This window comes from Stenotrophomonas sp. KH_052, assembly GCF_057838755.1.
Genome location: NZ_CM174475.1, coordinates 3400474 through 3426222, shown reverse-complemented (window position 1 = coordinate 3426222; position 25749 = coordinate 3400474). Strand labels below are relative to the sequence as shown.

24 protein-coding genes are annotated in these 25749 nt (G+C 66.2%); 16 read left to right on the top strand and 8 right to left on the bottom strand.

What is annotated here, in order from left to right:
* Nucleotides 1-359: 359 nt before the first annotated feature.
* The gene (locus AC3ITW_RS15860; RefSeq protein ID WP_032971866.1) at nt 360-3167 is read right to left on the bottom strand and encodes a TonB-dependent receptor plug domain-containing protein; all 2808 of its coding nucleotides are present in this window, start codon (nt 3165-3167) and stop codon (nt 360-362) included.
* 213 nt (nt 3168-3380) lie between these two features.
* Here AC3ITW_RS15860 and apbC point away from each other — a divergent pair, with 213 nt between their 5' ends.
* Together apbC and dcd are read left to right on the top strand one after the other, a co-directional pair.
* Entirely contained in the window at nt 3381-4235 is an 855-nt protein-coding gene (gene apbC / locus AC3ITW_RS15855; protein WP_006381643.1) for an iron-sulfur cluster carrier protein ApbC, read from the top strand.
* A gap of 78 nt (nt 4236-4313) precedes the next feature.
* Nucleotides 4314-4886 (top strand): dCTP deaminase, encoded by a 573-nt coding sequence (gene dcd / locus AC3ITW_RS15850; protein WP_012511735.1) that lies wholly within the window; start codon nt 4314-4316, stop codon nt 4884-4886.
* A gap of 98 nt (nt 4887-4984) precedes the next feature.
* Here dcd and AC3ITW_RS15845 read toward each other — a convergent pair whose 3' ends face one another.
* The 3 genes from AC3ITW_RS15845 to AC3ITW_RS15835 are packed head-to-tail and all read right to left on the bottom strand — an operon-like array spanning nt 4985 to nt 6257.
* Nucleotides 4985-5152, bottom strand: a complete 168-nt coding sequence (locus AC3ITW_RS15845; protein ID WP_005418011.1) for a LiaI-LiaF-like domain-containing protein — start codon at nt 5150-5152, stop codon at nt 4985-4987.
* 14 nt (nt 5153-5166) lie between these two features.
* Nucleotides 5167-5589 carry an HIT domain-containing protein gene (locus AC3ITW_RS15840; protein ID WP_006381641.1) on the bottom strand — a complete coding sequence of 141 codons (423 nt, stop codon included), beginning with the start codon at nt 5587-5589 and terminating at the stop codon, nt 5167-5169.
* Nucleotides 5586-6257 carry a dienelactone hydrolase family protein gene (locus tag AC3ITW_RS15835; protein ID WP_012511734.1) on the bottom strand — a complete coding sequence of 224 codons (672 nt, stop codon included), beginning with the start codon at nt 6255-6257 and terminating at the stop codon, nt 5586-5588. The genes AC3ITW_RS15840 and AC3ITW_RS15835 overlap by 4 nt, the downstream gene beginning before the upstream one ends.
* 203 nt (nt 6258-6460) lie before the next feature.
* Here AC3ITW_RS15835 and rimO point away from each other — a divergent pair, with 203 nt between their 5' ends.
* Together rimO and AC3ITW_RS15825 are read left to right on the top strand one after the other, a co-directional pair.
* Nucleotides 6461-7822, top strand: a complete 1362-nt coding sequence (rimO, locus tag AC3ITW_RS15830; RefSeq protein WP_012511733.1) for a 30S ribosomal protein S12 methylthiotransferase RimO — start codon at nt 6461-6463, stop codon at nt 7820-7822.
* Nucleotides 7819-8661: a DUF3025 domain-containing protein gene (locus AC3ITW_RS15825; protein WP_065724344.1), complete on the top strand. Its 843-nt coding sequence runs from the start codon at nt 7819-7821 to the stop codon at nt 8659-8661. Before rimO ends, AC3ITW_RS15825 begins: the two co-directional genes overlap by 4 nt.
* A 67-nt stretch (nt 8662-8728) precedes the next feature.
* Here AC3ITW_RS15825 and greB read toward each other — a convergent pair whose 3' ends face one another.
* Together greB and AC3ITW_RS15815 are read right to left on the bottom strand one after the other, a co-directional pair.
* Nucleotides 8729-9235, bottom strand: a complete 507-nt coding sequence (gene greB / locus AC3ITW_RS15820; protein ID WP_012511731.1) for a transcription elongation factor GreB — start codon at nt 9233-9235, stop codon at nt 8729-8731.
* Between the two features lie 88 nt (nt 9236-9323).
* Nucleotides 9324-10829 carry a helicase HerA-like domain-containing protein gene (locus tag AC3ITW_RS15815; RefSeq protein WP_489389712.1) on the bottom strand — a complete coding sequence of 502 codons (1506 nt, stop codon included), beginning with the start codon at nt 10827-10829 and terminating at the stop codon, nt 9324-9326.
* Nucleotides 10830-10951: 122 nt separating this feature from the next.
* Here AC3ITW_RS15815 and AC3ITW_RS15810 point away from each other — a divergent pair, with 122 nt between their 5' ends.
* Both AC3ITW_RS15810 and AC3ITW_RS15805 read left to right on the top strand, forming a co-directional pair.
* On the top strand, nt 10952-12556 hold the full coding sequence (locus AC3ITW_RS15810; protein ID WP_006381476.1) for a transglycosylase SLT domain-containing protein: 1605 nt from the start codon (nt 10952-10954) through the stop codon (nt 12554-12556).
* Between the two features lie 24 nt (nt 12557-12580).
* Nucleotides 12581-12928 (top strand): ribonuclease E inhibitor RraB, encoded by a 348-nt coding sequence (locus AC3ITW_RS15805; protein ID WP_006381474.1) that lies wholly within the window; start codon nt 12581-12583, stop codon nt 12926-12928.
* 111 nt (nt 12929-13039) lie between these two features.
* Here AC3ITW_RS15805 and asd read toward each other — a convergent pair whose 3' ends face one another.
* Together asd and AC3ITW_RS15795 are read right to left on the bottom strand one after the other, a co-directional pair.
* Nucleotides 13040-13882: an archaetidylserine decarboxylase gene (gene asd, locus AC3ITW_RS15800; RefSeq protein ID WP_006381472.1), complete on the bottom strand. Its 843-nt coding sequence runs from the start codon at nt 13880-13882 to the stop codon at nt 13040-13042.
* The gene (locus AC3ITW_RS15795; RefSeq protein WP_012511729.1) at nt 13879-14529 is read right to left on the bottom strand and encodes an SCO family protein; all 651 of its coding nucleotides are present in this window, start codon (nt 14527-14529) and stop codon (nt 13879-13881) included. Before AC3ITW_RS15795 ends, asd begins: the two co-directional genes overlap by 4 nt.
* A gap of 122 nt (nt 14530-14651) precedes the next feature.
* Between AC3ITW_RS15795 and prmB the strand changes: the two genes are divergently transcribed.
* The 10 genes from prmB (at nt 14652) to AC3ITW_RS15745 (ending at nt 25746) form a co-directional block, all read left to right on the top strand.
* Nucleotides 14652-15581 carry a 50S ribosomal protein L3 N(5)-glutamine methyltransferase gene (gene prmB, locus AC3ITW_RS15790; RefSeq protein ID WP_489389711.1) on the top strand — a complete coding sequence of 310 codons (930 nt, stop codon included), beginning with the start codon at nt 14652-14654 and terminating at the stop codon, nt 15579-15581.
* Nucleotides 15578-16681, top strand: a complete 1104-nt coding sequence (gene aroC, locus AC3ITW_RS15785) for a chorismate synthase (protein ID WP_032971846.1) — start codon at nt 15578-15580, stop codon at nt 16679-16681. Before prmB ends, aroC begins: the two co-directional genes overlap by 4 nt.
* Nucleotides 16674-17711, top strand: a complete 1038-nt coding sequence (locus tag AC3ITW_RS15780) for a 2-hydroxyacid dehydrogenase (protein ID WP_012511726.1) — start codon at nt 16674-16676, stop codon at nt 17709-17711. Before aroC ends, AC3ITW_RS15780 begins: the two co-directional genes overlap by 8 nt.
* A gap of 92 nt (nt 17712-17803) precedes the next feature.
* The gene (locus tag AC3ITW_RS15775; protein WP_012511725.1) at nt 17804-18832 is read left to right on the top strand and encodes an aspartate-semialdehyde dehydrogenase; all 1029 of its coding nucleotides are present in this window, start codon (nt 17804-17806) and stop codon (nt 18830-18832) included.
* 172 nt (nt 18833-19004) lie between these two features.
* On the top strand, nt 19005-21044 hold the full coding sequence (locus AC3ITW_RS15770) for a FimV/HubP family polar landmark protein (RefSeq protein ID WP_012511724.1): 2040 nt from the start codon (nt 19005-19007) through the stop codon (nt 21042-21044).
* Between the two features lie 26 nt (nt 21045-21070).
* Nucleotides 21071-21433 carry a VOC family protein gene (locus AC3ITW_RS15765; RefSeq protein WP_006381353.1) on the top strand — a complete coding sequence of 121 codons (363 nt, stop codon included), beginning with the start codon at nt 21071-21073 and terminating at the stop codon, nt 21431-21433.
* Between the two features lie 32 nt (nt 21434-21465).
* A complete protein-coding gene (truA, locus tag AC3ITW_RS15760; protein WP_006381351.1) occupies nt 21466-22236 on the top strand; it encodes a tRNA pseudouridine(38-40) synthase TruA in 771 nt (256 codons plus the stop codon).
* Nucleotides 22233-22889 carry a phosphoribosylanthranilate isomerase gene (locus AC3ITW_RS15755; protein ID WP_489389710.1) on the top strand — a complete coding sequence of 219 codons (657 nt, stop codon included), beginning with the start codon at nt 22233-22235 and terminating at the stop codon, nt 22887-22889. Before truA ends, AC3ITW_RS15755 begins: the two co-directional genes overlap by 4 nt.
* Before the next feature lie 167 nt (nt 22890-23056).
* Complete coding sequence (locus AC3ITW_RS15750) at nt 23057-23731, top strand: OB-fold-containig protein (protein ID WP_006381308.1); 675 nt, start codon at nt 23057-23059, stop codon at nt 23729-23731.
* Nucleotides 23728-25746: a flotillin family protein gene (locus tag AC3ITW_RS15745; RefSeq protein ID WP_012511723.1), complete on the top strand. Its 2019-nt coding sequence runs from the start codon at nt 23728-23730 to the stop codon at nt 25744-25746. Before AC3ITW_RS15750 ends, AC3ITW_RS15745 begins: the two co-directional genes overlap by 4 nt.
* Nucleotides 25747-25749 lie beyond the last annotated feature (3 nt).

The following is a 25749-nucleotide window of genomic DNA, read 5'->3' as shown; positions in this document are numbered from 1 at the left end:
CCGGGGACATTGCCTTGCGGGCGTCTCCGTGTGCCCCTGACCCGGTGTCGGCAGCGTGCTGCCCCCGGTCTGCACCGGCTTCACAAGCCGGTAACTCGAGATTAACACGACATTAACCGATGCTGTCAAACGTTCATTGAGGAGTCATCAAATTGTTGCGGAAATGCTGTCCGCTTCCGCTTTTTTTTCCGCTTTTGGGTTTCATCTCATTGAATTTTAATGAGTTTTTTGCGATCGCTCCAATGTGTCTGAATGCTGAATTCGGACGAGTAGTCACTTGGGTGACCGCTCCGCCCCCAAAAAAAAAGCCCCGCCGAAGCGGGGCCTGGTCCAGACACAAGGTCCGGAAAACGACGGGATCAGAAGTTGTACTTGACCTGGGCCGAGATCTGGCGGCCGTAGACGCTGTAGAAGCCATCGTTGAACGGGGTCGATTCGTTGCCCGGGTAGTTGTAGCGCTGGCCTTCCGGCAGCTTGTTGAACACGTTGTTGACCATCAGCGACAGGACCAGATCGTCCTGCGCCTGGTAGTTCATGCTCAGGTTGTACGTGGTGTACGAACCCCACTTGCCGGCCTTGGCGCCGGAAGAGTGGACATAGCCGTAGCTGCGGCCGGTGTAGGCCAGGTAGTTCGGGGTGCTGCCGACGTAGTTGGCGTACACAGTGGTGGTGAACTTGGCGATGTTCCAGGCCACCGACAGATCGCCGCGAACCTTGGCGAAGTTGTCGTAGTACCACATGTTGTACGGATCGCTCAGCAGGTCGAGCTTGGCGGCACCCGGCATCGGCTGAACTTCACGCTTCAGCATGTTGGTGTAGTTGCCGGAGAACATCAGCGAGCCGAAGCGGCCGATATCCTGCTGGTACTTGGCCGCCACGGTCACCGCTTCCAGGTTCTGGCTGGCAACGTTGAGCTTCGGCGTGTACACGCGGGTCAGGTTGCCGCCGGCATCGCGGGACACCCAGTCGGTCACGTTCCCGCAGCTGGCCGAGGTGTTGTTCGGCAGGCCGTTGCGGCACTGGTATTCGGCCAGCAGCAGCTGGTCGCTGCTGAGGGTCTTGACCTCGTTCTTGATCTTCCAGTTGTAGTAGTCGGCCGACAGCGAGAAGTTGCTGACCGGGGCCCACACCACGCCTGCGCTCCACACATCGGCGGTGATCGGCTTCAGGTCCGGGTTGCCGGACTTTTCGCTGTACACCGAGGTGCCCTTGTAGAAGGAGCAGGCCTCGTCACGCAGGCCGTAGCCCAGCTGGCTGCAGCGGTAGTAGTCGTTCTGGCTGGAGGCGTACGAGCCGCTCATGCCCTGGAAGGCATCGGACAGGGTCGGTGCGCGGAAGGCGGTACCGTACTTGCCGCGAAGCAGCAGGCTCTCGATCGGACGGAATTCCAGGCCAATGCTGTAGGTGGCCTTGTCGACGGTCTTGTCGGCGATCTTGAAGGCGTCATAGCGGCCCGACGCGCTGACAGTCAGCTTGTCGTGCAGCGGCATGCGCAGTTCGCTGGTGACCGCATAGTTGCTGCGGTGACCGGCGCCGGCGACGGCAGTGGTGCCCCACACGTTGCCGTCGACGAACGCCTGATCCGGCGAATAGTCCCAGCCTTCGCTGCCACCTTCCAGCACAACGGCCAGGCCAGCGTCACCGCCCGGCAGGCTGAACAGCGAACCGTTGGTCACCTGCACGCGACCCAGGTTCTGCCAGGTCTTGCTGCGGTGGGTGCCGTAGCCGGTGAAGCTGGCAAACTGGTCCGGGGTGATCGGCGAGTAGAAGGCAGCGTAGTTCGGGCTGTAGATGCCGAACTGGGCGGTCGGATCCTTCGGGTCGGTGTAGGTGCCCAGGCGCGGGCCCAGCACGGTCTGGCCGAAGAAGTCTTCGATCTTGTCCTTCCAGCGCACGAAGCGGTTCTGGTCCAGGCGGTACTCGCCGCGGGTGAAGCTGGCGCTGTAATCCCAATCGCCGACCATGCCCTTGCCGCCCAGGGTGACCTGGTAGGCGCGGCTCTCATCTGAGTTCAGGATGTTGTTGTAGTCGCCCGTACCGATTTCTTCCGGCGCGAAGGCGCGCTGCAGGTTCACGACCTTGCCCAGGCCCTGGTCGTAGAAACCGCCCATGACCGACTTGGTGCCCCACCACAGGGCGCTGGAGCCGGAGGTGAACTCGGTCTTTTCCTTGCTGTACAGCACGTCGGCGAACAGCTGGAAGTTGTCGTTCACGTCGAAGGTCATCGACGAGTAGAACTGGCCGCTGTTCTTGCCGTTCTTCAGGGTCTTGTAGCCGGCGCTGTACACCGAGCCGCAGGATTCGCCCGACGGGCGCTGGCCGACCACGGTGGTGCCGTCGTACAGGCCCGCGACATTGGCGCAGCGGGTCGGGTCCATCATCAACAGCTTGTTGTCAGCGTTGGTGATGACGGCGAAGTCGTTCGACGGCACCTGGGCGGTGTAGCCGACCGGGTTGGTCTGCTTGGTGATGTCACGCTGGTAGCCCCAGATCGGGCTGCCGTTTTCGATCTGCACGTTGACCAGCGCGTGGAAGCGGTCGTCAAACGCGTTGAAGCCCTTGGCGGCGCTGAAGCGGATGTTGCTGCCGCCACCTTCGGTGTAGGTGCCACCACGGACGGTCATCGTGCCGCCGTCCATGCGCTCCTTCAGGATGATGTTGACCACGCCGGCGATCGCGTCCGAGCCGTACAGCGAGGACTGGCCGCCCGGCAGCACTTCGATGCGCTCGACGATGTCGATCGGAATGCCGCTGATGTTGTTGAAGGTTTCGCTGCCGTTGTACAGCGCCGGATACGAGAGCATCGGGCGGCCGTTGATCAGGTACTTGGTGTAGCCCGGATTCAGGCCGAACATGCCGGCGGCTTCGGCGCCCTGGGTGAATGAACCCGAGGTCTGGCCGCCCTGCAGGCCGCCGGTGGTCAGCGACGACTGCTGCAGCACTTCAGCAACACTGCTGAAGCCGCGGGTCTGGATGTCTTCGGCGGTGATGGACATCACCGGGGTCTGGGTTTCAACCTGGGTCTGCGGGATCAGCGAACCGGTGACGGTGATCTTGTCCAGGTTGGTCGCCTTGTCCTGGGCCATTGCCGGGGCGGCGGCCATCAGGGCGGAAATCAGGGCGACGGCGAGCGTGTTGCGACGTGCGGTGTTGCTTACGTAGTTCATGTAGTTCCAATAAAGAGCAAATAACAAAAACGGCACTGCGCATGCGCCATCGTGCGCGCTGGAAAGCCAGCCCCGCAGCCCAAAACAGTGCTCTACGAACGTAACATGAACTTAACAATCTGTGCACGAATCTGTAGCAATCCTGAATTTCAGTCAGGTTAGGTCCAGCTTGTATGATGTTGGGTTCTCACTCCTGATCTGCCGGTGCCCGTTGTGAACAGTTCTCCTCGCCGTCCCCATGCCAGCCAGGTCCAGAAGGGATTGACGCCGCATGCCCGCATCCGCAACGTGATCGCGGTCGGCTCGGGCAAGGGGGGGGTTGGCAAGTCGACCACTGCAGTCAATCTTGCAGTGGCCCTGCAGCAGTTGGGCGCGCGCGTCGGCGTGCTCGATGCGGACATCTACGGCCCTAGCGTGCCGGCCATGCTGGGCCTGTCCGGTCGCCCGGAAAGCCCCGACAACAAAAGCATTGAGCCACTGCGCGCATTCGGCGTGGACACCATGTCGATCGGCTACCTGATCGAAGAGGACACGCCGATGATCTGGCGCGGTCCGATGGCCACCTCGGCGATGACCCAGCTGTTCAACGATACCCTGTGGGACGATCTGGACTTCCTGCTGATCGACCTGCCGCCGGGTACCGGTGACATCCAGTTGACCCTGACCCAGAAAATTCCGCTGGCCGGCGCGGTGATCGTCACCACGCCGCAGGACATCGCCACGCTGGATGCGAAGAAGGCACTGAAGATGTTCGAGAAGGTGGAGGTGCCGGTGCTGGGCATCGTCGAGAACATGGCGGTGCATACCTGCAGCAGCTGCGGGCACGTCGAGCACCTGTTCGGCGAGGGTGGCGGCGAGCGCATGGCCGCGCAGTACGGCGTGCCGCTGCTGGGCTCGCTGCCGCTGCAGATCGGCATCCGTGAGCAGGGCGATGCAGGCACCCCGATCACCGTGGCCCAGCCGGATTCGGCGCCGGCGCAGGCCTATCGCCATGCTGCGCAGCGCCTGATCGAGGAAGTGGGCAAGCGCCCGCGCGCCTCGATCCCGATCCTGTCGTCGCTGCTGTAAGCGCTGGGGCAGGGGCCGGCGGCGATGCCCGGGCCCCTGCTAGAATCCTCGCGCCCCCCGTATTCCCCAGGACAGAGCATGAGCATCAAGAGTGACCGTTGGATCCGCCGCATGTCCGAGCAGCACGGCATGATCGAGCCGTTCGAGGCTGGGCAGGTCAAGCAGGCCAACGGCGAACGCATCGTCAGCTACGGCACCTCCAGCTATGGCTATGACGTGCGCTGCTCGCGCGAGTTCAAGGTATTCACCAACATCAACTCGACGATCGTCGACCCAAAGCACTTCGATCCGGGCAGCTTCGTCGACATCGTCGGTGACGAGTGCATCATTCCGCCGAACAGCTTCGCGCTGGCGCGTACCGTCGAGTACTTCCGCATTCCGCGCGACACCCTGGTGGTGTGCCTGGGCAAGAGCACCTACGCGCGCTGCGGCATCATCGTCAACGTGACGCCGCTGGAGCCGGAATGGGAAGGTCACGTGACCCTGGAATTCAGCAACACCACGCCGCTGCCGGCGCGCATCTACGCCAACGAAGGCGTGGCGCAGATGCTGTTCTTCCAGGCCGCAGCCGATGACGTCTGCGAGACGTCGTACCGCGATCGCGGTGGCAAGTACCAGGGCCAGACCGGCGTGACCCTGCCGCGTACCTGACTGCCTGCGTCAACGCGTATCGGTAGCGCCGGGCCATGCCCGGCGTTTCCGTTTGTGGGGCCGCGCGCTGCGCTCGCCGGGCTTGGCCCGGCGCTACCTTACTTGCCGCGACCGAACAGCATCGCGATGCCGACGCCGACCAGCGCCACCGGCCACCAGGTCAGCAGCAGCTTGGACAGGTTCAGGTGGGTCCAGCCCAGGTTGCTGGCGAGCATGAACAGCCCGATCAGGATCAGCAGGACGGCGGCAACGAGGTTGAATCGCATCGGTCGGCAACGGCTCAGGACTGGGCCGGATATCCTAGCCGTTCCTTCCAGTAGGCGACATGCTGGTCCAGCGCGGCCGGCTCGTAGCGGTGCGCCGGGCCGCTGCCCCAGACCGGTCCCGGCCAGGCCGGATCGCCGTCATGGCGGCCGATCACGTGGAAGTGCAGCTGGCGCACGATGTTGCCCAGCGCGCCGATGTTGATCTTCTCCACCCCGTCGGAACCGTGCAGGGCCTTGCAGGCGCGGTTGAGCTCGGTGCGCAGCTTGTCCTGCTGCTCGCCGTCCAGCTCGATCCACTCGGTCACCCCGGCCAGGCGCGGTACCAGCACCAGCCAGGGGAATCGTTCGTCGTTCATCAGCCGCACTTGCGACAACGGTCCTTCCGCCACCAGCACGCTATCGGTGGCCAGGCGTGAATCGAGTTCGAAATCGCTCATCCAAGATGCTCCGAGAAGAAGTCCAGGGTGCGTTGCAGCGCCAGGGTGGCGCTGTCTGGATCATACGCATGTCCGACCTCCCGGTTGAAGGCGTGATCGGCCGGATAGACGTAGGTGGCCATCTGCGGCAGCTTCTGGCGATGGGCCTGGATGGCTTCCGGCGGGATGCTCTTGTCCTGGGCGCCGAAGTGGAAGATCACCGGGGCCTTTGGCGTCTCATCCAGGAACTGGACGTTGCGCGCACCGTAGTAGCTGACCGACGGCAGTCCCAGGCGCAGCGCGGACAGCAGGGCGACACTGCCGCCCCAGCAGTAACCGATCGTGCCGACTTTGCCGTAGGGAGCCAGCCGGGTCGCTGCGGCACGGACCACCTCCAATGCCTTCTCCATGCCCAGTGCGGTCACCCGTTCCAGGCCCTGCTTCACGCCGTCGGCGTCGTAGGGCAGGGCGTCCGGATCGGCATCGGTGCCATCGACCAGGTCGAAGAACGACGGCGCCAGCACCGCATAGCCTTCGGCGGCAAAGCGCTCGGCCACGCCCCGGATGTGCGGGTTGGCGCCGAAGATTTCCTGCACCACCACCAGCCCGCCGCGCGGGGTGCCCTCGGGCAGGGCCTGCCAGGCGCGTACCGGGCCGTGATGCGTATCCAGGGTGATCCACTCGGCCATCGTTTCTACCTCGTTGCGGGGAACAGGGCTGCATTGTCGATGCTGCGCGGGTTAGCGCGGTGTCAGCGGCTGTGCCCGATCAGGCGGCTGGGGGTTCAGAGCGCGGCCGCCAACCCCGGTATACTGGCGCCCTTTCAGGCCCCGGCCCCCAGGTCCCCCTGCCATGCCGGCAGGGGCCCAGGCCCCCAGAGTCCCGCGATTCCATGTCCCAGCTGAACCCCAAAGTCGGCTTCGTCAGCCTTGGCTGCCCGAAGGCCCTTGTCGATTCCGAGCGCATCCTCACCCAGTTGCGGTCCGAGGGATACGACATCGTCCCGTCCTACGATTCGGCCGACGTGGTGGTGGTCAACACCTGTGGCTTCATCGATTCGGCGGTGACCGAGTCGCTGGACGCGATCGGCGAGGCGATGAACCAGAACGGCAAGGTCATCGTCACCGGCTGCCTGGGCAAGCGCCCGGAACAGATCCGCGAGGCCTACCCGAACGTGCTGGCGGTGTCCGGCCCGCAGGACTACCAGAGCGTGATGGAGGCGGTGCACGAAGCGCTGCCGCCCAAGCACGACCCGTTCGTGGATCTGGTGCCTGACTACGGCATCAAGCTGACCCCGCGCCACTACGCCTACCTGAAGATTTCCGAAGGCTGCAATCACAAGTGCAGCTTCTGCATCATTCCATCGATGCGCGGCAAGCTGGTCTCGCGCCCGGTCGATGAGGTGCTGCGTGAAGCCGAGCGCCTGGTGCGAGGCGGCGTGCGTGAGTTGCTGGTGGTGTCGCAGGACACCTCGGCCTATGGCGTGGACGTGAAGTACGCCGAGAAGATGTGGCGCGACAAGGCCTACCAGACCCGTCTGAAGGCATTGTGCGAAGGCCTGTCCGAGCTGGATGCGTGGGTGCGCATGCACTACGTCTACCCGTACCCGCACGTGGACGAGGTGGTACCGCTGATGGCCGAGAACCGCATCCTGCCGTACCTGGACATTCCGTTCCAGCACGCCAGCCCGCGCATCCTGCGCCTGATGAAGCGCCCCGGTGCGGTCGAGAAAACCCTGGAGCGCGTGCAGAACTGGCGCCGTATCGCCCCGGACATCACCGTGCGTTCGACCTTCATCGTTGGCTTCCCCGGCGAGACCGAGGCCGAGTTCGAGGAGCTGCTGTCGTTCCTGGACGAAGCGCAGCTGGACCGCGTCGGCGCGTTCGCCTATTCGCCGGTCGAGGGTGCCACCGCCAACGACCTGCCCGATGCGGTGCCGGAAGAGGTGAAGCAGGAGCGCTTGGCCCGTTTCATGGAGAAGCAGGCGCAGATTTCCGCCGCACGCCTGGAAGCCAAAATTGGCACCGTGCAGCAGTGCCTGGTCGACGCCATCGAAGGCGATATCGCGGTGGCCCGTTCCAAGGCCGATGCCCCGGAGATCGATGGCCTGGTGCACATCCAGAATGCCGACCAGGTGGCGTTGCGCGTCGGTGAGTTCGTCGACGTGGAAATCACCGAGAGTGACGACCACGATCTGTACGGCGATGCGTTGCCGGCTGCGGCCCGCCCGGCACTCGACCTCAAGGTGCTGTGACCTTCGCGCAGGCCGCTGCCACAGCGGGCGGCCTGCGCCGCTTCATGCCGCCGCCGCGTGCGGCGGTCGACGCTACTGTTTTCGAGCACCCGCTGTTTGCCGGGTTGAAGGACTTCCATGACCTGCTGGCTGGCCGCGAGTGGCCTGCCATTGCCGATCTGGATGCGCGGCTGGGGCTGTCGGGACTGCGCCTGGTCGAGCAGGATGCCACGCTGCTGGCCGACGGCCTGCACTACGAAGCCCGCATCGCACAGGGGCGCATCGCCACCCGCGCCGACAACTGGCACGACCTGTTCAATGCGCTGGTGTGGGCACGCCATCGGCAACTCAAACACGCACTCAATGCGCGGCAGTGCCTGCATATCGAGTCCATGCCGCCAGGCCAGCGCAACCGCGCGCAGGCCGCGCTGACCCAGTTCGACGAGACCGGCGTGATCGTGCGTATGCGCGATGAGACATTGCTGGCCGGGTGGGATGCGCATGACTGGCGCGCGTTGTTCGAACCGGCGTACTGGCAAAGCGGTGACATCGCCATCGCTGCGGTATTCGGCCATGCATTGATGGAGCAGGCGCTGCTGCCCGGGCGCCGGCTGGTGGGCAAGTGCGTGGTGGTGCACGGCGATGCCGATGCGGAGTGTGTCGATGCCGTCGCGAGGGCCATCAACGAGGGCGGGGTACTGACGGATCCCTTGCAACTGCGGCCCCTGCCGCTGGCTGGTATTCCGGGCTGGTACGAGGTGCAGGATGCAGCCTTCTACGCAGATACCGGCTACTTCCGCCCGCTGCGTGCCGGCCGCCAGTACCCGCCGCCATTGCCTGGCGGTAGAGTCGACTGTTAGTCGACTGCTCTTCCTGCAGCACCGCGAAAACCCCGCGCTGCGCGCGATAGTCGACTGACAGTCGACTCTACAGGGGCTCGTATTCCACCCCGATCACCGCAAAGGTGTGCGGCCCGCTCGGCAGCTCCACTGAGAATTCATCATCCAGCCGTTTCTTCAGCAGTGCCCGTGCCAGCGGTGAGTCGATGCTGATCCAGCCCAATCCCGCATCGGTCTCATCCGGGCCGACGATGCGGTAGCGGCTGGTCTGCCCGCTGTCCACGTTCTCCAGTTCCACCCAGGCACCGAAGAACACCGCCTGCGGGTCGGTAGGCGTGGTATCGACCACGCGCAGCGACTCCAGCCGCTTGGTCAGGTAGCGCACGCGGCGGTCGATCTCGCCCAACTGCTTCTTGCGGTAGGTGTACTCAGCGTTTTCCGAACGGTCGCCTTCCGCAGCCGCCGCAGCCAGTGCTTTCACCACTTCGGGGCGCCGCACACGCCATAGCTCATCCAGTTCAGCCTTCAGCCGTGCATGGCCGGAGGCGGTGATCAGTGCGGTGCTCTTTTCTGCAGGGGGACGCCAACGCGACATGTGGTGCGATTTCTTTTCAGGGGAGCGGTGGGGGGCGTGGGGTCGGATCCCTTTCCGCAGGAAAGGGCTCTGACCCCAGCAGGGGCAGCTAGCGTTTGCCGCCGAAAATGCCACCCAGGATGCCGCGCACGATCTGGTTGCCCAGCTTGGTGCCGACGGTGCGCGTGGTCTGCTTGGCCATGGTCTCGATCATGCCCTGGCGGCGCTTGGTGCCGAAGATCGCGTCCTTGATCGACTGGCCGAAACCACCTTCCTGCGCCTCGTCCTGCTCACGGCTGCGGGCAGCGGGGGCCTCTGCTTTCTCAACCGCCTTCTGCGCACGTTGTGCCAGCAGTTCGGCAGCCGATTCGCGGTTGATCGCCGCGTCGTAACGGGTACCGACCGGGCTGCCGGCACGCACCTGGGCGCGCTCGGCCTCGGTGATCGGCCCCATCCGGCAGCGCGGCGGTGCGATCATCGTCTGCTGTACCGGCATCGGCACGCCCTTGTCCTGCAGCGTGGAAACCAGCGCTTCGCCGGTGCCGAGCTGGCTCAGTACCTTCACCACATCCAGTTTCGGATTGGGCACGAAGGTTTCGGCGGCGGTCTTGACCGCCTTCTGGTCGCGCGGGGTGAACGCGCGCAGTGCATGCTGCACGCGGTTGCCCAGCTGGCCGAGGATGTTGCCCGGCACGTCGTCCGGGAACTGCGAGCAGAAGTACACGCCCACGCCCTTGGAGCGGATCAACCGCACCACCTGCTCGATGCGCTGCACCAGCGAGGCGGGTGCATCGTCGAACAGGAGGTGTGCCTCGTCGAAGATGAAGACCAGCTTCGGCTTGTCCAGGTCGCCCACTTCCGGCAACTGCTCGAACAGCTCCGACAGCAGCCACAGCAGGAAAGTGGAATACAGCTTGGGCTTGAGCACCAGCTGGTCGGCGGCCAGGATGCCGATCACACCGCGGCCGTCGTGATTGACCCGCATGATGTCGGCCAGTTCCAGCGCGGGTTCGCCGAAGAAGTTCTCGCCGCCGTCCTGCGCCAGGCGCAGCACCGAACGCTGGATGGCAGCGATCGACTGTGCGCTGACCAGGCCGTACTCGGTGGAGATGTCCTTGCGTTCCTCGGCAACCAGGCCGAGCAGGGCGCGCAGATCGTCCATGTCCAGCAGCAGCAGGCCACGGTCGTCGGCCAGCTTGAACACGATGTCGAGCACGCCGGCCTGGGTGTCGTTCAACTCGAGGATGCGCGACAGCAGGGTCGGGCCCATTTCGCTGACCGTGGTGCGCACCGGGTGGCCGAGTTTGCCGTACAGGTCCCAGAAAATGGCCGGGCTTGCGGCCGGCGCATAATCGGCCACGCCGATCTCGGCGGCGCGCGCGAGCAGGTTCTCGGCGCCGGTGCCGGGCACGGCCAGGCCGGACACATCGCCCTTCACATCGGCCAGGAACACGGGCACGCCCAGCCGCGAGAAGCCCTCGGCCAGGGTCATCAGGGTCACGGTCTTGCCGGTACCGGTGGCGCCGGCCACCAGGCCGTGACGGTTGCCCAGTTTCGGCAGCAGGGTGACGGCAACATCGTCGGTGATGCCTTTGCCGAGCAGAATCGGATCCATGGTCCAGCCCTTGTGGTGAATAGCCCAATGTTAACCGCCGGCGGTGACGGTCCGAAGGTCCGCTTGCCCGGACCTTGGCGGCGCCGCTACTCTGCCTGCCTGTTTCGCACACAGTGCCATCAATGCCCGTTCCTGTCCTGATTTCCCGCGGTTGGCCGCTGCTGGCCTTGGCCGGCCTGGTTTCCCTGGCACCCGATGCCCATGCACAGCGGGTCTCGGCCCGGGACAAGGTGAAGGTGGATGCGCTGCAGCAGCGCATGACCGCCGCCGAGAAGCGCTACAGCGATGCCCTGCTGCTGGTCGCCAATGCCGACCCCAAGGGCAGCAACGAGGCCGATGCTGCGCTGGAGGACATGGAAGATGTCCTCAACGACTGCGTGAAGCAGAAGGGCTGCCAGATGGGCACCCTGCTGGCCAGCTACAAGCGCCTGCTCAAGCATGATGCCGATGCGGCTGCCAGCGATGACGTGGCCGATGAAGGTGGCGACCGCCTGGAAGCCGACCCCGACCATATCGGCCCGCTCACCGCCGACGTGCCCGAGGCGGCCCGCGCCGCTGCGCTGCTGAACGACAAGCGGCACGCCTTCGACAGCATGGTGGAGTACAACCCGGCGGTACAGGCCGGTATCCGCCGCTGGCTGACCGACATGCGCCCGGCGCTGATGACCACCTACGAGAACTACCAGAACCTGCGCGCGGTGATGTGGCCGGAGTGGGAAAAGCGCGGCCTGCCCGAGGCATTGCTGTTCGGCATCATGGCCAAGGAATCCAATGGTCGCGTACACGCATCTTCGCGTGCCGGTGCCGCCGGCCTGATGCAGTTCATGCCGGCCACTGGCCGCCGCTTCGGCCTGGGCCCGGATGGCACCGGTTTCGACACCCGCTTCGATGCACGCAGTGCTGCAGAAGCCAGTGCCACCTACCTCAACGAGCGCATGCGCGAGCTCAACAACAACGTTGAACTGTCGCTGGCTGGCTACAACGGCGGCGAAGGCCGCGCAGCGCGCGTCTACAAGCAGTACCCGGGGCAGAGCTTCTGGGTGGACAGCGTCTACAACCAGTTTCCCGGCGAAACCAAGGACTACGTGCCGATGGTGATCGCCGCGGCGTGGATCTTCCTGCACCCGCAGCAGTACGGCGTGGAGTTCCCGAAGATCAGCGCGCAGCCGGCCACCATCCGCCTGGCGCGATCCACCACGATCTATGAACTGACCATCTGCCTGGGCAGCCATGGCACCCGCGATGGCTACATGCGCGCGCTGCGCAATCTCAACCCGCGCTATGAAGCTGATGGCTGGATTCCGGCCGGCACGCTGATCAACGCCACTACCCGCATTGCCGGCCTGTACCAGCGCAACTGCGTCAGCGGCCCGCGTGCCGACCTCGCCCGCACCCTGATCACCGCCGATCTGAATGCCGCGATCGTGCGCCCGACCGCTGCCAGCTACACCGGCAGCGTGGCCGTGGGCGGCGTGGTGCCGGTGGCTGATGCGGCCGCATCCACCAGCGTGCCGACCACACCGGTGGCGCCGGTGGCCACGCCACGTCCGGCTGCGCGGCCGAAGCCGGTGCGCAGCCACAAGGTGGGCAAGGGCGAAACCCTCGGCGCCATCGCCGCGAAATTCCAGTGCGATGTGCCGACCCTGGCCCGCGCCAACGGCCTGAAAGCCCCGGCCTACAGCCTGCGCCACGGCCAGACGCTGAAGCTGCAGGGCTGCGACAAGTAATCCCCCACGACCCCTGGAACCCGCATGGACCTCGAAGACACCCGCAACCTGTTCGCCAACCTCCGCGAAAACACCGACTGGGACATCAACGGCCCGTTGTTGTGGGGGTATTTCTTCGTCCATTCCAGCGCCGAGCCGCTGCAGGCACTGGCGGATCATCTGCAGGCGCAGGGCTACAGCTTCGTCGAACTGTTCGAGCAGGAGCCGGAAGAAGGCGGTGCGCCGTTCCACGTGCTGCACGTGGAGCGCGTGGAGATCCACGACGAAGCCTCGCTGGACCGCCGCAACCAGGCGTTCGCGGCGCTGGCCGCGGAGAAGGGCGTGGAAGACTACGACGGCATGGACGTCGGCCCCGCCCCGGCCCTGCAGTAGCGCGCGTACGGTAGTGCCGGCCGCTGGCCGGCATTCCGTTGTGGAAAAAGGGGACGGAGGGGATTAAGTCGTTTATGCATAAACGACTTAATCCCCTCCGTCCCCTTTTTGTCAGCGCAGCTTCGCCAGCGCCTGGCCCAGCTGCACCGGGCTTTCGGCACCCAGCTGCGGGGCGAATTCGGCCACGCCCGGCGGCAGCAGCACGATCACGGTCGAACCGTAGTTGAAGCGCGCCATCTCGGCGAAGCGCTCCAGCTGGATGCCCTGGCCGCGGTAATCCTTGCGGGTGATGCGGTCACCGTAGGCCGGAATTTCTTCGCCGCTCCACACGGTTTCCACGCCGGACACCAGCAGCGCACCGACCATCACGCTGACCATCGGGCCGAAGCTGGTGTCGAAATGGCAGACCAGGCGTTCGTTGCGCGCGAACAGGCGCGGCACGCCGTTGACGGCGGCCGGGCCGACGCTGAACAGGCGGCCGGGCACGTGCACGGTTTCGCGCAGGGTGCCGGTCCACGGCATGTGCACGCGATGGTAATCGCGCGGCGACAGGTACACGGTGGCGTACAGGCCGTCGTTGTACGGCTTGGCATCCTCGTCACTGCCAAGCAGTTCGGCGGCGGTGAACGACTGGCCCTTGGCCTGGAAGATGCGGCCTGCCTCGATCCTGCCAAGCTGGCTGATGCGGCCGTCGGCCGGCATCACCAGGCTGCGCGGATCGGCATCGGCCACGCGCGCGCCCGGCTTCAGCGCACGGGTGAAGAACTGGTTGAAGGTCGCATAGCTGCGCGGGTCCGGGTTGGCCGCTTCGTCCAGGTTGACGTTGAACTTGCGGGTGACCGTGTCGATCAGCCAGCGCGACACGCGCGGATCGTCCGAGTACGCCAGCGAACGCGCCATCGAGGACAGCAGGCGGTGGGGCAGGGCGTACGTCAGGGCGGTGGTGAGGCTCATGGGGCGGTTTTCTCGGTCAGCTTCTGCAGGTCGCGGGCAATGGCCGGCGCGTTGAACGGGGGCCGCACCAGGCCGGCAAGGCGGCCCTGCGGGTCGAGCACGGCCAGGCTGGCCGAATGCTCGACGGTGTAATCCTCGGGGTTCTCGTCGAAATGCTTGCCCGGCACCTTCTGGAACACGAAGCCCAGCGAGGTGGCGAAGCGCTCCAGCGAGGGAACGTCGGCGGTGGCGGCCAGGGTGTCCTTGTGGAAGCCGTGCACGTACTCGCCGAGGCGGGTGGCGCTGTCACGGTCCGGGTCGACCGAGATGAACAGCACGCGCGGGCGCAGGCTGTCGGGCAGGGCTTCCCACTGGTTCTGCGCGCCGGCCAGCTCGGCCAGGGTGGTCGGGCAGACGTCGGGGCAGAAGGTGAAGCCCAGGAACACCAGAGTCCAGTGACCCTTCAGTTCGCCCGGGATCAGGCGGGTGCCGTCGGACTGGGCCAGGTTGAAGTCCGGAAGTTCGCGTGCCTGCGGGTACAGGGTGATCGCTTCGGTGGCCGGGGCATTGGCCGGCGGCTTCGGCGCGAACACCTGCTGGGCTGCCAGCAGGCCGAGACCCGCCGCCAGGGCGATCAGCAGGATGATGCCGGCGTTGCGATTGAACATGGGAGCCCCCGCGCGAAGTGGGTTCCATCATACCGGCTGTGGCCCGATCGTTTCCGCCGCAACGGATGCCGCCACGGGCGCCAGCCCCTATAATCGGGGGCCACTTTGCCCGCAGTACCGCCATGACCGCTGAAACGGCCGCCGAACTCCACACGATCATCGATCTGATCCGCTACGGCACCAGCCGTTTCAACGCTGCCGGGCTGACCTTCGGCCACAGCTACGACAACGCGCTGGATGAAGCGACCCAGCTGGTGCTGCACAGCCTGCACCTGCCGCACGATCTGGGCCCGGCCTACGGCCAGGCGCGCCTGCTGCAGGAAGAGAAGGTGCGCGTGCTGGAACTGTTCCAGCGCCGTATCGACGAGCGCATGCCGGCCGCCTATCTGACCGGTGAAGCCTGGTTCGCCGGTCTGAGCTTCAAGAGCGATACGCGCGCCCTGGTGCCGCGCTCGCCGATCGCCGAACTGATCGAATGCGGCTTCGAGCCGTGGCTGGCCGGCCGCGATGTCAGCCGCGCGCTGGACCTGTGCACCGGTTCGGGCTGCATCGCCATCGCCATGGGTCACTACTACCCGAACTGGGAAGTGGATGGCGTGGACCTCAGCGATGACGCGCTGTCGCTGGCCACCGAGAACAAGGAGCGCCTGCAGGCGCACAACGTCACCCTGCTCAAGTCGGACCTGTTCAACGGCCTGACCGGCCGCCACTACGACCTGATCGTCACCAACCCGCCGTACGTCACCAACGACGAGACCGATGCGCTGCCGCAGGAGTACTCCTACGAGCCGGACATGGGCCTGCGTGCCGGCGACGACGGCCTGGACCTGGTGCTGAAGATCCTGCGCGACGCGCCGCTGCACCTGAGCGAAGACGGCCTGCTGATCTGTGAAGTAGGCGAGTCCGAACAGCATCTGATCAAGCTGCTGCCGGAAGTCGACTTCGCCTGGATCGAGTTCAAGGTCGGCCAGATGGGCATCTTCGCGGTCGAATGCCGTGAGCTGATCGCCCACAGCGCGCGCATCACCGAACTGGCGGCGCAGCGCCCGTGAGCTCCAATTCGTTCGGCAAGCTGTTCACCGTCACCACGTTCGGCGAATCGCACGGGCCGGCCATCGGCTGCGTGATCGATGGCTGCCCGCCGGGGCTGGCGCTGGACGCGGCCGAATTCGCCCACGACCTGCAGCGCCGCGCCACCGGCAAGAGCCGGCACACCTCGGCGCGCCGCGAGGCCGATGAGGTCGAGATCCTGTCCGGCGTGTACGAGGGCCTGACCACTGGCACTCCGATCGCGCTGCTGATCCGCAACACCGACCAGCGCAGCAAGGATTACGCCAATATCGGCCAGCAGTTCCGCCCGGGCCATGCCGACTACAGCTACTGGCACAAGTACGGCATCCGTGACCCGCGTGGCGGCGGCCGGTCTTCGGCACGCGAGACCACCATGCGCGTGGCCGCCGGCGTGGTCGCCAAGAAGTGGCTGGCCGAGCGCTTCGGCGTCACCGTGCGCGGCTACCTGTCGCAGCTGGGCGAGATCACCCCGGCCGGTTTCGACTGGTCGGCGGTGGAAGACAACCCGTTCTTCTGGCCGCACGCCGCGCAGGTGCCGGAGCTGGAGGCGTACATGGATGCGTTGCGCAAGTCCGGTGATTCGGTCGGCGCGTGCGTGGACGTGGTCGCCGACAACGTGCCGCCCGGCTGGGGCGAGCCGATCTATGGCAAGCTCGATGGCGACCTGGCCGCTGCGTTGATGAGCATCAACGCGGTCAAGGGCGTGGAGATCGGCGACGGTTTCGCCAGCGCCGTGCAGAAGGGCACCGAACACCGTGACCTGCTGACCCCGCAGGGTTTCGCCAGCAACCACGCCGGCGGCATCCTCGGCGGCATTTCCACCGGCCAGCCGGTGGTCGCCTCGATCGTGCTCAAGCCGACCTCCAGCCTGCGTCTGCCCGGCCCGTCGCTGGATACATCCGGCAACGTGGTTGAGGTGGTCACCACCGGTCGCCATGATCCCTGTGTTGGCATCCGCGCCACGCCGATCGCCGAGGCGATGGTGGCGATGGTGCTGATGGACCAGGCCCTGCGCCACCGTGCGCAGTGCGGCGACGTCGGCACCATCACGCCGCGTATTCCTGGTCAGCTCGATGGCTGACACGCGGCCGACCGTGTGGGTGAGCCAGCCGCTGATCGACGCGGCCATCGCGCCGCTGCGCGATCGCGTGCAGCTGCGCAGCACCGACACCGTCACCGCCTGGTCGCCGGACCAGATCGCCGAACAACTGGCCAGCGCCGACGGCGCGATCATCACCCTCAACGAGCGCATCGGCGCGGCCCAGCTGGCCGATGCCGCGCAGCTGCAGGTGATCGCCAATGTCGGTGTCGGCTACAACAACCTGGATGTCGACGCGCTCAGTGCGGCCGGCATCCTGGCCAGCAACACGCCGGACGTCCTGACCGAAACCACCGCCGATCTCGGCTTCGCACTGCTGATGGCCACCGCGCGCCGCATCACCGAGTCCGAGCGCTGGCTGCGCGAGGGCCAGTGGCAGCAGTGGTCGTTCCAGACCATGCTCGGCGCCGACATCCATGGCAGCACGCTGGGCATCCTGGGCATGGGCCGCATCGGCCAGGGGATCGCCCGCCGCGGTGCGCACGGTTTTGGCATGAAAGTGCTTTACCACAACCGTTCGCGCCTGCCGGCCGACACCGAGGCCGCTGTCGGCGCTTCGTATGTGGATCTGGATACGCTGCTGGCGCAGGCCGATCACCTGATCACGGTGCTGCCGTATTCGCCGTCCTCGCATCACATCATCGATGCAGCTGCACTGGCGAAGATGAAGCCGACGGCCACGCTGGTGAACATCGCCCGCGGCGGCATCGTCGACGAACTGGCACTGGTCGACGCACTGGCCAACGGCCGCCTCGCCGCGGCCGGCCTGGATGTGTACGAAGGCGAGCCGACGGTGCGTCCGGAACTGCTGGCGCTGAGCAACGTGGTGCTGACCCCGCATATCGGCAGTGCCTCGCTGGCCACGCGCACGGCGATGGTACAGCTGGCGGTGGATAATCTGCTTGCCGGGCTTGGCCTGGACGGCGCCCCATCGCGCATGCCAAGCGCGATCAACGCTGACGCGGCAATGGCCGCGCGCGTGACCCTGGGCAAAAAAACCGGGAAACGATAGGGAGCCTCCGTGCGTGCCGCTTGAGGAGGTTCCCCGAACCCAGCTGTCGTGCGTGATTTTCCCCCATCCCTGTTTTCGTGAGAGTTTCCCCCATGAGCAATGCACAGCGCAGTTTTCACGTCGCCGTCGTCGGTGCCACCGGTGCCGTCGGCGAGACCATGTTGTCGATCCTGGCCGAGCGTGATTTCCCGGTCGGCACCCTGAGCGTCCTGGCCTCCGAGCGTTCGGCCGGCGGCGAGATCGAGTTCAATGGCCAGAAGGTCAAGGTCCAGGACCTGGCCACCTTCGATCCGAGCGGCGTCGAGATCGCGCTGTTCTCGGCCGGCGGCAGCGTGTCCAAGGAATACGCTCCGAAGTTCGCCGCCGCCGGTGCGGTGGTGATCGACAACTCCTCGGCCTTCCGCTACGACGATGACGTGCCGCTGGTGGTGTCCGAGGTCAACCCGGAGCAGGTCGCCAACCGTCCGCGCGGCATCATCGCCAACCCGAACTGCTCGACCATGCAGATGCTGGTGGCGTTGGCACCGCTGCACCGCAAGTACGGCATCGAGCGCATCAACGTCTCCACCTACCAGTCGGTGTCCGGCGGTGGCCGTTCGGCCACCGAGGAACTGGGCAAGCAGACCGGCCAGCTGCTGAGCTTCCAGGAAATCGATCCGCAGCGCTTCCCGGTGCAGATCGCCTTCAACCTGATCCCGCACATCGACGACTTCCAGGACAACGGCTTCACCAAGGAAGAGATGAAGCTGATCTGGGAGACCCGCAAGATCCTCGGTGACGACAGCATCCTGGTGAATCCGACTGCAGTGCGTGTGCCAGTGTTCTACGGCCACTCCGAGTCGGTGGCGATCGAGACCCGCGACAAGGTGACCGTCGCCGAAGCGCGCGCGCTGCTGGAGCAGTCGCCGGGCATCGAAGTGGTGGATCGCCATGAGGCTGGCGGCTACCCGACCCCGGTCACGCATGCGTCGGGCACCGACGCGGTGTACGTCGGCCGCATCCGCGAGGACCTGTCGCACCCGCGCGGCCTGAACCTGTGGATCGTGTCGGACAACGTGCGCAAGGGCGCGGCACTGAACGCCGTGCAGCTGGCCGAGCTGGTCGCCGCCGAGCAGCGCTGATCTCCGGTTATGTAGAGTCGAGCCATGCTCGACTGCTTGTCGGTAGTGCCGGCCGCTGGCCGGCATTGCCCTGATCCACCGGCTGAAGGGATTGCCGGCCAGCGGCCGGCACTACCTCAAGGGTCTTTCCGGTGGGTGCGGACCCCGGTCCGCACGCTTTATAGTGTCGCCCATGAATAAACGGGCCAAGGGCGCAAAGCGCCCGCTCAGCTATCTTTCCGCCGCGCTGCTGGCCCTGGCCAGCAGTTCGGCGCTTGCCCTGGGCTTGGGTGACATCCGTGTCCTGTCCAAGCCGGGCCAGCCGCTGCTGGCAGAAATCCCGGTGGTCTCGGCCGACCCGTCCGAGCTGGAAAACCTGCGCGTGGCGCTGGCCTCACCGGTCACCTTCGAACGCGTAGGCCTGCAACGGCCGACCGGGCTGGTCAGCGAGCTGCAGTTCGAACTGACCCGCAATGCACAGGGCAGAGCGGTGGTGCGGGTGACCTCGCAGGCACCGGTCGAGACCCCGTCGCTGAGCTTCCTGATCGAGGCCGACTGGGGCCAGGGCCGGCTGGTGCGCGAGTACTCGGCGCTGGTCGATGCACCCCCCAGTGCGCTGGCCGTGGCCGAACCGGAGATCGTTGCTCCTGCAGGCACCCTGTCCAACACCATCACCCGTGACGTGGCGCCTGAGCCTGCGGCAGCCGAAACGGCAAGCGTGCCCGCGCCCGTGCATGCATCCACCGCTGCGCCGGTGCCGGCGCGCCCACGTACAGCGGCCACGCCGGTTTCCGTGCCGTCAGCCGATGGCAGCGTCACCGTGCAGCGTGGACAGACCCTGTCGCAGATCGCCGGTGCGGTTGCCCGTGGCAACCAGATCAGCCGCGACCGCGCGATGATCGCCCTGCTGCGCGCCAATCCCGAAGCCTTCATCCGGGGCAACGTGAACCTGCTCAAGCAGGGCGCGGTGCTGCGCATGCCGGGTAGTGATGCGCTGGCAGCCGTCGATGCCGCCGAGGCCGCTGCGCTGGTGCGCGAGCACGCGGCGCAATGGCGGCAGGCGCGTACCGTGCCGCAACCGGCGGGCACGGTCGCCCCGGTCGCCAAGGTGGACGCGGCCACCGATTCCTCCCCGGCTGCGGCCAACGGGGCACGACTTGAGATCGCTCCGGCGCTGGCGTCCGACGCCGCGCATGCGGGCACAACCACCGGCACCGCTGCCGGCAGTGAGGGTGACATGCTGGGCAACGAACAACTGCGCCAGGCGCGTGAGGACATCGCCACCCGCGATGCCGAGATCGGCGAGCTGAAGCAACGCGTGGCCGACCTGGAAGCGCTGAAGCAACAGCAGCAGTCGCTGATCGCCATGAAGGACAACGATCTGGCCGCCGCGCAGCAACGCCTCGCGCAGGCCCCGGGCGCCCGCGACGCGGCAACACCGTGGTACTGGCTGGGGCTGCCGGTGTTGCTGCTGGCCGCCGCTGCGACCTGGCTGCTGCGCCGTCGCAAGCCGTCGCCGTTGCCTCCATTGCGTGAAGAAGACGATGCCGCCGGGCTTGCCGCCGCAGTCCCGGCCGGAGCCGCGCTGGATGCCCTGGCCGAGCAGTCTTCATGGTCGTCGGTGGTTGCCGAAGGCGGCCGCCAGGAGCCGGCGATGCCAGCCTGGGCCACCGAAACCGAAACGCAGGACCCGGCGCATGCCGAGCCGACGGCCGATCACGCAGTGCAGGCCGATTGGCAGGCCGGGACGCTGCGCGCCGAGGATGTGGTGGAGCTGCCTGCGGCAGTGACCGAGCAGCCGCGCTGGGACGAGCCGATGTCCGGACGTGACGATGGGCTTGTCGTCGAACAGCACCCTGACGAACCGGTGGTACAGGACGCCGCTGCCGACGTCGGTGTGCCGGACTATGCGCTGCACGCCGAACAACAGCCGCAGTTCCGTGGCGTATTTGACCTGCCGGCAGAGTCGCATGAGGTCGAGGCCGTGGTCGACCCCGTCCACCATGACCGCATCGACAACGCGCACCCTGATGATGTCGGGCCGACGGAGGCTGCGTCCGTCGGCGATGCTGGCTGGTCGCCGCGTGCCGGCCAGGAGCGCCTGGAGCTGGCCATCGCCTATCTTGACCTGGGTGACGCACAGACTGCGCGTACCCTGCTGCTGGAAGTCGCCGAAGGCGGCGACCTGCACAGCCAGGCACAGGCCCGGGAACTGCTGGCCCGCCTGCCGTGACCGAACCTGCCGACAAGGACTGTGCCATGAGCCGCGAGCGCCGCATCGATTACGTTGAATTCGCTTCCAGCGATCCGGCGGCCAGCCGTGCATTCTTCGAGAAAGTGTTTGGCTGGTCATTCGTCGACTACGGCAGCGATTACACCGCCTTCGACGACGGCCGCCTGCAGGGCGGTTTCTTCCGCGGCCAGCCACAGCGGGCCACGGACGGTGGCGCACCGCTGCTGGTGCTGTATGCCGATCAGCTGGCGCCGGTCGAAGCGGCCGTGCGTGATGCCGGCGGCGCGATCGTGCGCCCGGTGTTCTCTTTTCCCGGCGGTAGCCGCTTCCAGTTCGTCGAGCCCGGTGGCAACGAACTGGCGGTCTGGTCCGAGCGCGACCCGGCCTGAGCGTCACCCCCTCCGCAACTTCGAGGTAGCACATGCGTTACGCGCTTGGCGTCGAGTACGACGGCAGCGATTTCAGGGGCTGGCAGAACCTGGGCGAGGGTGGTCCCAGCGTGCAGGCCAGTCTTGAACAGGCCCTGTCGTCGGTGGCGGACACGCCGCTGCAGGTGGTCTGTGCCGGTCGTACCGATGCCGGTGTGCACGGCCAATGCCAGGTCGTGCATTTCGATACCGACGTGGTGCGCGATCCGCGCGCCTGGATGCTGGGCACCACCACCCGTCTGCCGCGTTCGATCGCGGTGCGCTGGTGCGTTCCGGTCGCTGACGATTTCCATGCCCGCTTCTCGGCGCGCGCGCGCCGCTACCGCTACCGACTGCTCAACCGCGAGGTGCGGCCGGCGCTGGAGCGGCAGACCCTGAGCTGGGAGCGGCGTGCGCTGGACGAAACACGCATGCACATCGCCGGGCAGGCCCTGCTCGGCGAGAACGACTTCAATGCATTCCGCTCCGTGCAGTGCCAGGCGCTGCATGCACGGCGTGAACTGCAGTCGCTGCAGGTCAGCCGCCACGGCGAGGTGATCGAGGTCTCAGTACAGGGCAATGCATTCCTTCATCACATGGTCCGCAATATTGTCGGTTCGTTGATCCTGGTGGGCAGCGGCGAGAAACCGGTGGAATGGATCGCTGAACTGCTGGCCGGGCGCGACCGCACCGTAGCCGGTCCCACCGCACCGCCGCAGGGCCTGGTGTTCCTTGGGCCCCTGTACCCCGACAACTGGCATCTGCCCGCCGAGGTCACGCTATGAGCCGCTCCTACTACCGCACGCGCATCAAGTTCTGTGGCATGACCCGGGCTGGCGACGTCCGCCTGGCCGGTGAGCTGGGCGTGGACGCAGTGGGTTTCATCTTTGCCCGTGAAAGCAGTCGCCGGGTCGCTCCGGCCGAAGCGCGCGCGATGCGCCAGGCGATCGCGCCGATGGTCGACGTGGTGGCGCTGTTCCGCAACAACAGCAAGGAAGAGGTGCGTGAGGTGCTGCGCACGGTGCGGCCGACCCTGCTGCAGTTCCATGGCGAAGAAGACGAGAGCTTCTGCCGCAGTTTCAACATGCCGTACCTGAAGGCGATCGCGATGGGGGGGCGGGAAGAGGTCAACGCCCGTACCCTGCAGCTGCGCTACCCCAGTGCGGCTGGCTTCCTGTTCGACAGCCATGCGCTGGGCGGCGGTGGCGGTACCGGCGTGGCCTTCGACTGGAGCCGCGTCCCGACCGGACTGCACCGTCCGTTCCTGCTCGCCGGCGGCCTGAACCCGGAAAACGTCTACGACGCCGTGCTGGCTACCTTGCCATGGGGTGTGGACGTCTCCAGCGGCATCGAGCTGGAACCGGGCATCAAGGACGGTTACAGGATGCGCACCTTCGTCGAGGAAGTGCGCCGCGCGGATTGCACGGTTCTCGAGTGAATGGCGTCACCATTCACGGCGATCTGCACGCAGATTTGAGCCTGCACGCATTCTTCACATAGGATGGACCCAGGCGCGCCAGCCATGAAGGCCGGCGCGGGATCGACGGGGCGTGTACTGTGCGCCCCGAACGGGCGGCCGCCGCCCACAGCCCAGGAAGGCAAGCGATGCAGGAGTTTCTCACCGTCGTGCTCGGTTACCCGACTCTGCCGTACAGCATTCTGCTGATGGTGTCGGTGATGTATTGGGCGGTTGCGGCGTTCGGCCTGGTCGATGACGGTTTCGGCGATCTCGGCGCCGATGGCGCACTCGAGGCCGGGACCGACCTCAGTGGCCTGTCGGCCGTGCTGGCGCGTTGGGGGCTGGGCGGTGTCCCGATCATGGTGGTGGTCACCCTGCTGGGCCTGTTCGGCTGGCTCATCACCTATTTCATCCATCTGTTCGTACTGCTGCCGCTGCCGGACCTGCTGCGCTGGGGCCTGGGTACGCTCGTGGCGATGCTGGCACCGCTGCCTGCGGTACCGCTCACCGCGCTGATCCTGCGCCCGGTCCGTCGCTTCCTGCTGCGCCTGCGGCCGGTGCCGCAGGCATCGCTGCTGGGTCGGATCGGCGTGGTCGCATCGCCGAAGGCGGACGCACGCAGCGGTCATGCCAATGTCGATGATGGCGGCGCCGGGCTGGTGCTGCAGATCCGCAGCGACATCGAACTGCAGCGTGGCGAGCGCATCGTGCTGGTCGAGCACATGGCCGAACAACACTATTACCGGGTGGTCCGCGCTGATGCGATCGCCCTCGATTTCCAGGACAACCTGCTTCCGGGCAACAAGGAGAATCATCAATGACGTTGGCGTCCCTCTTACCGATCCTGGCCGTCGCCGGCGGCCTGCTGGTCCTGCTGCTGGGCGTGGCCGGCCTGTTCAAGGCCTTCTACCGCAAGGTCGACCAGGGCGTGGCCCTGATCGTCAACGACATGAGCTCCACGCCGAAGGTGCACTTCACCGGTGCGCTGATCATCCCGGTGCTGTACCGCGCCGAGCTGATGCGGATCAGCCTGATCACCCTGCAGATCGACCGTCGTGGCAAGGAAGGCCTGATCTGCCGCGACAACATGCGCGCCGATATCGCCGTGGCTTTCTACCTGCGGGTCAACGAGACCCAGGCCGACGTGCTGCGCGTGGCCAAGGCCATCGGTGCCGACCGTGCGTCGGACAAGCATGCCGTCGATGAGCTGTTCAACGCCAAGTTCTCCGAAGCGCTGAAGACGGTTGGCAAGAAGTTCGACTTCACCGAGCTGTTCGAGAAACGCCAGGAGTTCCGCGACGAGATCATCGCGGTGATCGGCAACGATCTGAACGGCTACGTGCTGGAAGACGTGGCGATCGATTACCTGGAGCAGACCCCGAAGTCGTTGCTGGACCAGTTCAACATCCTCGACGCGCAGGGCATCCGCAAGATCACCGAGCTGACCGCCGCACAGAACGTGGTGACCAACGAGCTGGAGCAGAACGAGAAGCTCGCCATCACCAAGAAGAACGTGGAAGCCCGCGAAGCGCTGCTGGCGCTGGAACGCCAGCAGGCCGAAGCCGAGGCGCGCCAGAAGCGCGAGATCGAGACGATCCGCGCGCGCGAGGAGGCCGAGACCGCCAAGGTCCAGGAAGAACAGCGCCAGCTGTCGGAGAATGCACGCATCGAAGCCCAGCAGCTGATCGACATCCGCGACCAGAACCGTCTGCGCGAAGTGGAAGTGGCCGAGCAGAACCGCCAGCGCGCGGTGGCCATCGAGGCCGAGCGTGTGGAGCGTGCGCGCCAGCTGGAGCAGGTCACCACCGACCGCGAAGTGCAGCTGCAGGGCGTGGAGCGCGACAAGGTGGTCGAGCAGGGCAAGATGGATGTGGCCAACATCACCCGCGAACGCATCTCCATCGACAAGACCGTGGCGCAGGAAGAAGAGCGCATCAAGGAAGTGCGCGAGGTCTCCGAGGCCGACCGCCAGAAGCAGGTGCTGATCCTCGAAGCCGAAGCCAAGGCGCAGGAATCACTGGTGCGCGAAGTGAAAGAAGCACAGGCGCGTGAAACCGCCTCCAAGCACCGCGCGGTGGAACTCACCACGCTGGCCCAGGCCGAGCACGAGGCCGCCGGCAAGCAGGCCGAAGCCAAGCGCCTGCTGGCCGACGCCTATCGTGCCGAACAGGCCGCACCGGGCCTGGCCGAAGCGCAGGTGCGTGAAGCATCGGCGCTGGCCATCGAGAAGGTCGGCATTGCCGAGGCCCGCGTGATCGAAGCCAAGGCCGAAGCCAGCCTGAAGCAGGGCAGCAATGAAGCCCGCGTGCTGGCCGAGACCCTGCAGGCGCAGGCCCAGGGTGAAGAGAAGATGGGCCTGGCCCGTGCCACCGCCACCGAATCGCTGGGCAACGCCGAAGCGGGCGTGGTGCAGAAGAAGCTGCTGGCCGAGGCCGAAGGCCTGGTGCGCAAGTTCGAGGCCATCGCCTCGCTGAGCGACCAGGCGCGCGGCCACGAAGAGTTCCGCATGATGCTGGACAACAGCCTGAAGCAGGCGCTGGCCTCGATCGAAGCAGGCAAGGAAGTGTCGCGCGAGAATGCCAACGTCATCGCCAGTGCGCTGCGCAACGCCGACATCGATCTGGTGGGTGGCGATGGCGGCATGTTCGAGAACCTGGTCAAGGCCGTCTCGCTGGGCAAGTCGATCGAAGGCTTCGCTGGCAAGAGCCCGATCGTGCAGGAACTGATGCAGCGCTACCTGGGCGTGTCCGTGGCCGAACCGGCACCGCGGCAGATCGCCGAGGACGCCGAAGCGGTGCCGACCGTGTCGGCCACCGTGCTCGACAGCGCCCGTTGATGC

Bases quoted from the DNA above. Each gene is read 5' to 3' on its own strand.
- dcd (WP_012511735.1), top strand. From the start codon at position 4,314: ATGAGCATCAAGAGTGACCGTTGGATCCGCCGCATGTCCGAGCAGCAC.
- AC3ITW_RS15795 (WP_012511729.1), bottom strand. From the start codon at position 14,529: ATGTTCAATCGCAACGCCGGCATCATCCTGCTGATCGCCCTGGCGGCG.
- AC3ITW_RS15840 (WP_006381641.1), bottom strand. From the start codon at position 5,589: ATGAGCGATTTCGAACTCGATTCACGCCTGGCCACCGATAGCGTGCTG.
- AC3ITW_RS15835 (WP_012511734.1), bottom strand. From the start codon at position 6,257: ATGGCCGAGTGGATCACCCTGGATACGCATCACGGCCCGGTACGCGCC.
- AC3ITW_RS15780 (WP_012511726.1), top strand. From the start codon at position 16,674: ATGGCTGACACGCGGCCGACCGTGTGGGTGAGCCAGCCGCTGATCGAC.
- AC3ITW_RS15810 (WP_006381476.1), top strand. From the start codon at position 10,952: ATGCCCGTTCCTGTCCTGATTTCCCGCGGTTGGCCGCTGCTGGCCTTG.
- AC3ITW_RS15775 (WP_012511725.1), top strand. From the start codon at position 17,804: ATGAGCAATGCACAGCGCAGTTTTCACGTCGCCGTCGTCGGTGCCACC.
- AC3ITW_RS15770 (WP_012511724.1), top strand. From the start codon at position 19,005: ATGAATAAACGGGCCAAGGGCGCAAAGCGCCCGCTCAGCTATCTTTCC.
- AC3ITW_RS15815 (WP_489389712.1), bottom strand. From the start codon at position 10,829: ATGGATCCGATTCTGCTCGGCAAAGGCATCACCGACGATGTTGCCGTC.
- greB (WP_012511731.1), bottom strand. From the start codon at position 9,235: ATGTCGCGTTGGCGTCCCCCTGCAGAAAAGAGCACCGCACTGATCACC.
- asd (WP_006381472.1), bottom strand. From the start codon at position 13,882: ATGAGCCTCACCACCGCCCTGACGTACGCCCTGCCCCACCGCCTGCTG.
- truA (WP_006381351.1), top strand. From the start codon at position 21,466: ATGCGTTACGCGCTTGGCGTCGAGTACGACGGCAGCGATTTCAGGGGC.
- prmB (WP_489389711.1), top strand. From the start codon at position 14,652: ATGACCGCTGAAACGGCCGCCGAACTCCACACGATCATCGATCTGATC.
- AC3ITW_RS15805 (WP_006381474.1), top strand. From the start codon at position 12,581: ATGGACCTCGAAGACACCCGCAACCTGTTCGCCAACCTCCGCGAAAAC.
- rimO (WP_012511733.1), top strand. From the start codon at position 6,461: ATGTCCCAGCTGAACCCCAAAGTCGGCTTCGTCAGCCTTGGCTGCCCG.
- AC3ITW_RS15750 (WP_006381308.1), top strand. From the start codon at position 23,057: ATGCAGGAGTTTCTCACCGTCGTGCTCGGTTACCCGACTCTGCCGTAC.
- AC3ITW_RS15860 (WP_032971866.1), bottom strand. From the start codon at position 3,167: ATGAACTACGTAAGCAACACCGCACGTCGCAACACGCTCGCCGTCGCC.
- AC3ITW_RS15755 (WP_489389710.1), top strand. From the start codon at position 22,233: ATGAGCCGCTCCTACTACCGCACGCGCATCAAGTTCTGTGGCATGACC.
- AC3ITW_RS15745 (WP_012511723.1), top strand. From the start codon at position 23,728: ATGACGTTGGCGTCCCTCTTACCGATCCTGGCCGTCGCCGGCGGCCTG.
- AC3ITW_RS15845 (WP_005418011.1), bottom strand. From the start codon at position 5,152: ATGCGATTCAACCTCGTTGCCGCCGTCCTGCTGATCCTGATCGGGCTG.
- AC3ITW_RS15765 (WP_006381353.1), top strand. From the start codon at position 21,071: ATGAGCCGCGAGCGCCGCATCGATTACGTTGAATTCGCTTCCAGCGAT.